Below are 7,306 nucleotides of genomic sequence, written 5' to 3'. Positions count from 1 at the left end.
TGAGATTTCCCTTTGAGCAATCAAGAAAGACCCCTCAGAGACGATGAGGTAGATAGGTCATGGGTGGAAGCACGGCGACGTGTGGAGCTGAATGATACTAATCGGTCGAGGCTTTGATCTAGTCTAAGGTTTGTGTGAATTGATGAGTCTTCAGTTTTCAGGGAACAACCCTGAAATGGATTGACACGCCCTTGGGGCGATGTTAATATTCTTTTGTCTGGTGGCGATAGCGAAGCGGCCACACCCGTTCCCATGCCGAACACGGAAGTTAAGCGCTTCAGCGCCGAAAGTAGTTGGGGGTCTCCCCCTGTGAGGATAGGACGCTGCCAGGCAAGATCGTTCCGCAATAGCTCAGTGGTAGAGCAACCGGCTGTTAACCGGTAGGTCGTAGGTTCAAATCCTACTTGCGGAGCCAATTAAGGCCCGTTGGTCAAGCGGTTAAGACACCGCCCTTTCACGGCGGTAACACGGGTTCGAATCCCGTACGGGTCACCATTTGGAGGATTAGCTCAGCTGGGAGAGCACCTGCCTTACAAGCAGGGGGTCGGCGGTTCGATCCCGTCATCCTCCACCATCTTTTTAATAAATAATCAAACCATATATGCCGGTGTAGCTCAGTTGGTAGAGCATCTGACTTGTAATCAGAGGGTCGAGGGTTCGAATCCTTTCGCCGGCACTCCTTGGGGGGGTAGCGAAGTGGCTAAACGCGGCGGACTGTAAATCCGCTCCCTCGGGTTCGGCGGTTCGAATCCGCCCCCCCCCACCAGGTTTGAGCCATTAGCTCAGTTGGTAGAGCATCTGACTTTTAATCAGAGGGTCGCAGGTTCGAGCCCTGCATGGCTCATTTTTATGCGGAAGTAGTTCAGTGGTAGAATACGACCTTGCCAAGGTCGGGGTCGCGGGTTCGAATCCCGTCTTCCGCTCCATATTATTCCCTTGACGGGGCCTTAGCTCAGCTGGGAGAGCGCCTGCCTTGCACGCAGGAGGTCAGCGGTTCGATCCCGCTAGGCTCCACCATTTGTTTTTTTCTTAAGTTACTTATGACTTAAGTTTTTTTTTGCCTAAATCCATGAACCATTCACTTGAGAGTACAGAGAAAGGCAGCCTGCCACCATTCAGGCTGCCTTTTTGTATGTTTATTCATCATTGTGTGAAGTTGAACCACGAGTTTGGTAGCGTTTACAATGAAGCTATAAACGTTCAAGGGGGAATGGGGATGAATTGGTCATATATTGAAGTACCGTTACGTTATGGACAGGGGAAACATGGCGTAGAGCAAGGTCCATCAAAATTACGGGCACTCGGATTGGAAACACTATTGCCAGCAGAAGCGAAGCAACAGATAATCCGTGTCTTACCTGAATCTGAAATGATTAACAGTGAAGAGCATTTGAAGCGGGTAGATGGAGTCTTATACACGGTGCAAGAACTCGCGGAGGTTGTCGATGCAGACATTCAAGCGAAGCGATTCCCGTTGATTGTTGGGGGCGATCACAGCATGGCAATCGGAACGCTGGCGGGTCTTGCCAAAACGGGGCCATATGGTGTCATCTGGGTCGATGCGCACGCTGACTTGAACACGGGTGAGACCTCACCATCAGGCAATATTCATGGGATGCCACTTGCTGCGGCGATGGGGATGGGAGATATCCGCTTGACTGAGGTCGGCGGACGTGAACCGAAACTCGCGCCCGAACATTTGGTGTATATGGCGCTTCGGGACATCGACGAAGGTGAAATTCGAGAAATCAATCGACTCGGTATTAAAGTAATCACGGTCGAAGAGATTCGGACACGGGGTGTCGATGTCATGATGGACGAGGCACTCGCTTATTTGCGCGCACGTGTGGATCGCTTCTATCTCAGCTTCGATATGGATAGCTTGGATGCGAAACTTGTTCCAGGCACCGGCACGCCAGTCGATCAAGGACTGACCGCCGAAGAAGGCAAAGCCATCTTGGCCGAAGTGATGAAGGCTGACGATTTGATTGCGGTCGAACTCGTAGAATTAAATCCATCGCTCGACCATGATGACACAACGGCCCAGTTGGCGTTCGAGTTATGTAAAACGATTTTGAAATCCAAAGAAAACCTGTTATTGGAAAGTGAAACTGTCTGACGACCTTACAGTTTCCGAGTCTGTTTGCTACAATGGACTTGGAAACTTTTTTTATTGTCATGCGATTTTAATGAAACCTACATAGAGACAAATCCGTATAGAAGGATGACCGCATAGGTTGCGGAGAGGGGAAGTGGACTGATGGAACGGCTGACCACCCGTTTAGTCGACGAATTAAGGTCGGGGAATCATGATTCGTTTGCTGAGCTGGTAGAACTGTACAAGGATGGTGTCTTTGCTGTCGCTTATAAGATATTATATGATCGTGGCGAAGCGGAAGACGCAGCCCAGGAGACGTTCATTCGGGCGTATACCCGGATTGATACGTACGATCCTCAGTACAAGTTCAAGACGTGGCTCTATCGCATTGCAACGAACGTCGCAATCGATCGTCTCAGAAAACGAAAGCCGGAGTATTCGATGGATGCCGAGATTGCGGGCACCGACGGCTTGACCTATCAGGACCATTTGGCTGATGAAGCACCCCAACCCGATGCCCAAGTCGTTCATCGCGAAATTCGAGGCGAGATGCATGACGCGATTAAGCAGTTGCCCGATAAGTATCGGATTCCGCTCCTGCTGAAGTACGTGGATGATTTATCGCTCAAAGAGATTAGCGTCATGATCGATATGCCGGTCGCTACGGTTAAAACAAGGATCTTCCGGGGAAGAGAAATGTTAAAGACAATCTTTCAAAACAGGGAGGGGTTCAATTGACTCCTGAAGAAAAAGTACAACAATATTTGGAAGATGGCATCCTGCCCGAAGAATCTGACGAACTACGTCACTTGTTGGAGGACGACGACTTATATGAAGCGTACCTCCAATACGAACGAATAGATGCCGAACTGAAGGCCTTACCACGGCCGAAACTATCCGATGATTTTACAGCCCGTGTGATGGCATCTCTACCGGACGCGAAAGCACGGGTCGAGGTCACACCGGTGACTCGATTTGATGAAAAAGTCCAGACGAAACGCAAACCACCATCCAAATGGATGACGTGGTTCCGTAAGCATCCAGGACTGATGGCAGCCGCCTTATTCTTCAGTTTGATGTCGAGCGCGACACTCGGCCTATGGAACGAATCGACAGAGACGATGACGTACACGAAAGTGCCGGGCATCGTTGTCACGTCGAACGAGGTCGTCATCCCGGAAGGCGTTACCGTCGAGCGGGATATCACGGTCCAAGGCGGGGACCTTCGAATTGAAGGGACCGTCAATGGGAACGCGACGGCTGTAAATGGTCGGGCTTATCTGGCTAGCGCTGGAGAAGTCACGGGAGAACTTGAGCAGATCGATCGGATGTTTGAGTGGATGTGGTATTCGTTCAAACAAATCTTCTAACGGAGACGCCGGAGACGGCGTCTTTTTGTGTTCGTTTCAATCTGGTTTCGTTTTATTGTCTAGCGATGCGCGGTTTCGGAAATGTGATATAATGTAATTTGCACGAATTGGCTAGGTAGTTGAGGAGGGGAGCATTTGCCGCTACTTGAACAGGTATCATTCTTATCATTTTTTAGTCTTTCAGAGAACGTACATTGGTACGATTATTTGAATGACGTTTTAGATATTGTCGTCGTCACGTATGTCATCTATAAGTTGATGATGATTGTACGTGGGACAAAAGCGGTCCAATTGATTAAAGGGATTTCCATCATCCTTGTCAGCTGGTTCCTCAGTGGGTTCTTTGGGTTGAAGACGTTACAGTTCTTATTGAATCAAATCATCACATATGGACTACTTGGGATCATTATCATCTTCCAACCAGAACTCCGAAGAGGACTCGAGCATTTAGGACGAACAAGTAATTTGTTCGGCCGAACGAGCACGAGCGATGAGGATAAGCAACGCCAAATGATCGAAGCGATCGTCAGTTCGGCGCAATACATGTCAAAACGTCGTATCGGTGCATTGATTGCGATTGAACGCGATACGGGCTTGAATGAGTACGTCGAGACCGGGATTCGCATGGATTCGCACATCACATCACAACTGATCATCAACATTTTCATTCCGAACACCCCGCTGCATGACGGGGCGATGATTATCCAGGACGGGAAAATTGCGGCCGCGGCTTGTTATTTGCCGTTGTCCGAGAGCCCGCACATCGATAAAGCGTTAGGGACACGACACCGGGCCGCCATCGGGGTCAGTGAAGTGACTGATAGCGTGACCCTCACCGTCTCTGAAGAAACAGGCGCCGTGTCACTCGCGATTGCCGGTCGTCTGTATCGAGAGTTGGATGAGGAGGCACTTCGCAATAAGTTGATCCAAGAACTCGTTAATGAAGAAAAAGAGACGACGCTCTCGTTCTTTAATAAAAAAGGGGGGGACAAGTAAGTGATTGATCAGTGGTTACAACATAAATGGTTTCTCCGCATCATCGCACTTGCTTTAGCCATCCTGCTTTATTTCATGGTCGCCGAAACGAGTTCGTCGACCAACTCCACGAATGCCCTCCCGATCGTCGGACAAAGTTCGATGACGCTCGACGTTCCCGTCGAAGTGTTCTTCGATGAGGTGCAGTACGTGGCATATAACGTTCCAGAAGAAATGAACGTTGAACTTCAAGGACCATCTAGCAGTTTAACGATGACGAAATTGGTGAAAGATTATCAAGTCTTCGTCGATTTAACGAATCTCGGGACCGGCTTCCACCGTGTTCCGGTTGAGGCACGCGGCTTTGGCGGAGACGTCAACGTCAAGCTCGAACGGGATACAGTAGAAATTTACATCGACCGTAAACAGACAATTGAAGTTCCCGTATCGGTCAACCTTTTGAACAAAGAGCAGTTGCCAGAAGGGAAAGTGGTTGGTGACGCCGATATTGAACCGGCAACGGTGAAAGTCTCGGGCGGTGCCAGTCGGATTCAAAACGTCAAAGAGATCACGTTGAACGTCGATGTCGCCAACCAAAGTCAAACGTTCACGCGAGAATTGACGCCGACGATTTTAGATGCGAACGGCAATCCGCTCAACGTGACTGTTGAACCGAACATCATCAGTGTGTCGGTCCCGGTCTACGAACAAAGTGCCGTCTTCCCGATCGAAGCAGTCACGACTGGTGAAGTGGCCGACGATTACAGACTTGTCGATACGTTGCTTGAAGAGACGGAAGTCCGTGTCTTTGCGCCACAAGACGTGCTCGATGCGATCGACACCGTGGAGACGGAGCCGATTGATTTAGACGGCATCGACAAGACCGGGAAAGTGACCGCCAATCTCGCTTTGCCAGAAGGCGCTTCATCCCTTGCGACAAAGCAAGCGGAAGTCCAATTGCTCGTCCGGGCTGCAGATGAGACGCGAGACGACACAGGCGAATTGACGGAACGGGTTCGCTTGACGGTCCCTGTGACCGTGCGGGGGTATGACCGGACCAACTTTACGCTCCAAGCTCCTGAAGTGATTGGAGTGACGTTGTCCGGGAAGCGATCCCTGTTGGAAAACATCACGTCGAACAGTGTGAGTGTGACCTTGGATTTGACAGGTCTCCCGAGCGGACTGCATGGGGTCGACGTCGATTATGAAGTACCAAAAGGTGTGACCGTCGTCTCACCGAAGACAATCGACATCGAGTTAACGAGCGTCGATGAACAAACCGAAACGTCCTCGATTCAATGAGGCGTTCAATCATACAAAAGTGAGGAATTGAATTTATGGGTAAATATTTTGGAACTGATGGAGTCCGCGGTGTCGCGAACTCAGAATTGACAGCAGAGTTAGCATATCGTTTAGGTCGTGCGGGCGGCTACGTGTTATCGAAACACTTGCCAGCCGGCGAACAGCCAAAGGTATTGATTGGCCGTGACACACGCATTTCAGGTCATATGCTTGAAGGCGCGCTCATCGCGGGTCTCCTATCGATTGGAGCCGAAGTGATGCGTCTCGGCGTCATCTCGACGCCAGGTGTCGCTTATTTGACGAAGTCGCTCGATGCGACGGCTGGTGTGATGATCTCGGCGTCGCACAACCCGGTCGCAGATAACGGCATCAAGTTCTTCGGTAGCGACGGCTTCAAGCTCGACGACGCGACAGAAGCGGAAATCGAAGCGATTTTGGATGCGGCGGAAGACACGTTGCCACGCCCGGTCGGAAAAGACCTCGGCTTTGTCTCAGACTACTACGAGGGTGCACAGAAGTACCTTCAAATGTTGAAACAGACGGTTGAAGAAGATTTCGACGGTCTCCATATTGCCCTTGACTGCGCCCATGGTGCGACGAGCGGATTGGCAGCACGTCTGTTTGCTGACCTCGAGGCGAACGTCTCGACGATCGGAAACTCGCCGAACGGCTTGAACATCAACGAAGGTGTCGGCTCGACACACCCTGAGCACTTGGCACAGTTCGTTCGTGAAAAAGGAGCGGACATGGGTCTCGCCTTTGACGGCGACGGCGACCGCTTGATTGCGATCGATGAGAACGGTGATATCGTCGACGGCGATAAAATCATGTACATCTGCGGGAAGTACTTGAGCGAGAAAGGCCGTCTCAAAGACAACACGATTGTCGCGACGGTCATGAGTAACCTCGGCTTCCATAAAGCGGTTGAAGATGCTGGTATGACGGCGCTTCAGACGGCGGTCGGTGACCGTTATGTCGTCGAAGAGATGAAGAAACACAACTACACACTCGGTGGCGAGCAGTCGGGTCACCTTATCTTCCTCGACCACTCGACGACGGGAGACGGCATGCTCTCTGGCGTTCAACTCGCCCAAATCGTCAAGACGACAGGACGCAAGCTGTCAGAACTCGCGGCTGAGATGCCGGTCTACCCACAAAAACTCGTCAACATCCGTGTCACGGACAAAAACGAGGCGATGAACGGCGACCGCGTCCTCGCGACGATTCAAGAAGCGGAAACGGAAATGAACGGCAACGGCCGCATCCTCGTCCGCGCTTCTGGTACGGAGCCGCTCGTGCGCGTCATGGCTGAAGCACCGACATCAGAAGAGTGTGACCGTTATGTCGAACGAATTGCACAAGTTGTCCGCGAAGATTACGGCGTAGAAGGATAATTTTGTCGAAATAGGGAATAAAACAAGGGAATCCGTCTGCGGGTTCCCTTTTTGTTTCCGTTTTGTCACTGTGAAATTATGTGATTTTCTTGACGAATGGAGGTGTGATTTGTACTATTAAGAGCGTGCCCTTAGAAACGGAAGGACACCCAGTACGAAACAAGCGC

6 protein-coding genes, 8 tRNA genes and 2 rRNA genes are annotated in these 7,306 nt (G+C 50.8%); all 16 read left to right on the top strand.

Annotated features, from left to right (window positions below; genetic code table 11):
* Window positions 1–121 (top strand): 23S ribosomal RNA (locus tag KNP80_RS06050); the annotation flags it as partial.
* Window positions 122–216: 95 nt separating this feature from the next.
* Window positions 217–332, top strand: a 5S ribosomal RNA gene (gene rrf / locus KNP80_RS06045).
* Window positions 333–340: 8 nt separating this feature from the next.
* Window positions 341–415, top strand: a tRNA-Asn gene (locus KNP80_RS06040).
* A gap of 5 nt (window positions 416–420) precedes the next feature.
* A tRNA-Glu gene (locus KNP80_RS06035) sits at window positions 421–495 on the top strand.
* Between the two features lie 3 nt (window positions 496–498).
* A tRNA-Val gene (locus KNP80_RS06030) sits at window positions 499–574 on the top strand.
* Between the two features lie 29 nt (window positions 575–603).
* A tRNA-Thr gene (locus KNP80_RS06025) sits at window positions 604–676 on the top strand.
* A 6-nt stretch (window positions 677–682) separates the two neighbouring features.
* Window positions 683–766 (top strand) — tRNA-Tyr (locus KNP80_RS06020).
* Window positions 767–771: 5 nt separating this feature from the next.
* Window positions 772–844: transfer RNA gene (locus KNP80_RS06015), tRNA-Lys, on the top strand.
* Between the two features lie 7 nt (window positions 845–851).
* Window positions 852–926 (top strand) — tRNA-Gly (locus tag KNP80_RS06010).
* Between the two features lie 15 nt (window positions 927–941).
* Window positions 942–1,017, top strand: a tRNA-Ala gene (locus KNP80_RS06005).
* Window positions 1,018–1,216: 199 nt separating this feature from the next.
* Entirely contained in the window at window positions 1,217–2,119 is a 903-nt protein-coding gene (rocF, locus tag KNP80_RS06000; protein ID WP_214834199.1) for an arginase, read from the top strand.
* A 141-nt stretch (window positions 2,120–2,260) separates the two neighbouring features.
* The gene (gene sigW, locus KNP80_RS05995; protein WP_114166576.1) at window positions 2,261–2,836 is read left to right on the top strand and encodes an RNA polymerase sigma factor SigW; all 576 of its coding nucleotides are present in this window, start codon (window positions 2,261–2,263) and stop codon (window positions 2,834–2,836) included.
* Window positions 2,833–3,468, top strand: a complete 636-nt coding sequence (locus KNP80_RS05990; RefSeq protein ID WP_214718853.1) for a bactofilin family protein — start codon at window positions 2,833–2,835, stop codon at window positions 3,466–3,468. The genes sigW and KNP80_RS05990 overlap by 4 nt, the downstream gene beginning before the upstream one ends.
* Window positions 3,469–3,603: 135 nt before the next feature.
* Complete coding sequence (gene cdaA, locus KNP80_RS05985; protein ID WP_214718855.1) at window positions 3,604–4,464, top strand: diadenylate cyclase CdaA; 861 nt, start codon at window positions 3,604–3,606, stop codon at window positions 4,462–4,464.
* On the top strand, window positions 4,465–5,745 hold the full coding sequence (locus tag KNP80_RS05980; RefSeq protein ID WP_214711169.1) for a CdaR family protein: 1,281 nt from the start codon (window positions 4,465–4,467) through the stop codon (window positions 5,743–5,745). It begins immediately after the preceding gene.
* Between the two features lie 35 nt (window positions 5,746–5,780).
* Complete coding sequence (gene glmM / locus KNP80_RS05975) at window positions 5,781–7,139, top strand: phosphoglucosamine mutase (RefSeq protein ID WP_214834196.1); 1,359 nt, start codon at window positions 5,781–5,783, stop codon at window positions 7,137–7,139.
* The last annotated feature ends 167 nt before the right edge of the window (window positions 7,140–7,306 follow it).

It is taken from the genome of Exiguobacterium sp. E4787, from assembly GCF_018618375.1.
Classification (GTDB): Bacteria; Bacillota; Bacilli; order Exiguobacteriales; family Exiguobacteriaceae; genus Exiguobacterium; species Exiguobacterium chiriqhucha.
The sequence above is the reverse complement of the archived record's forward strand: the minus strand, read 5'-3'. Positions and strand labels throughout refer to the sequence as shown.

What these genes read in the sequence shown, in the direction of transcription:
- rocF (WP_214834199.1), top strand. Translation starts at nt 1,217, where the DNA reads ATGAATTGGTCATATATTGAAGTACCGTTACGTTATGGACAGGGGAAA.
- sigW (WP_114166576.1), top strand. Translation starts at nt 2,261, where the DNA reads ATGGAACGGCTGACCACCCGTTTAGTCGACGAATTAAGGTCGGGGAAT.
- glmM (WP_214834196.1), top strand. Translation starts at nt 5,781, where the DNA reads ATGGGTAAATATTTTGGAACTGATGGAGTCCGCGGTGTCGCGAACTCA.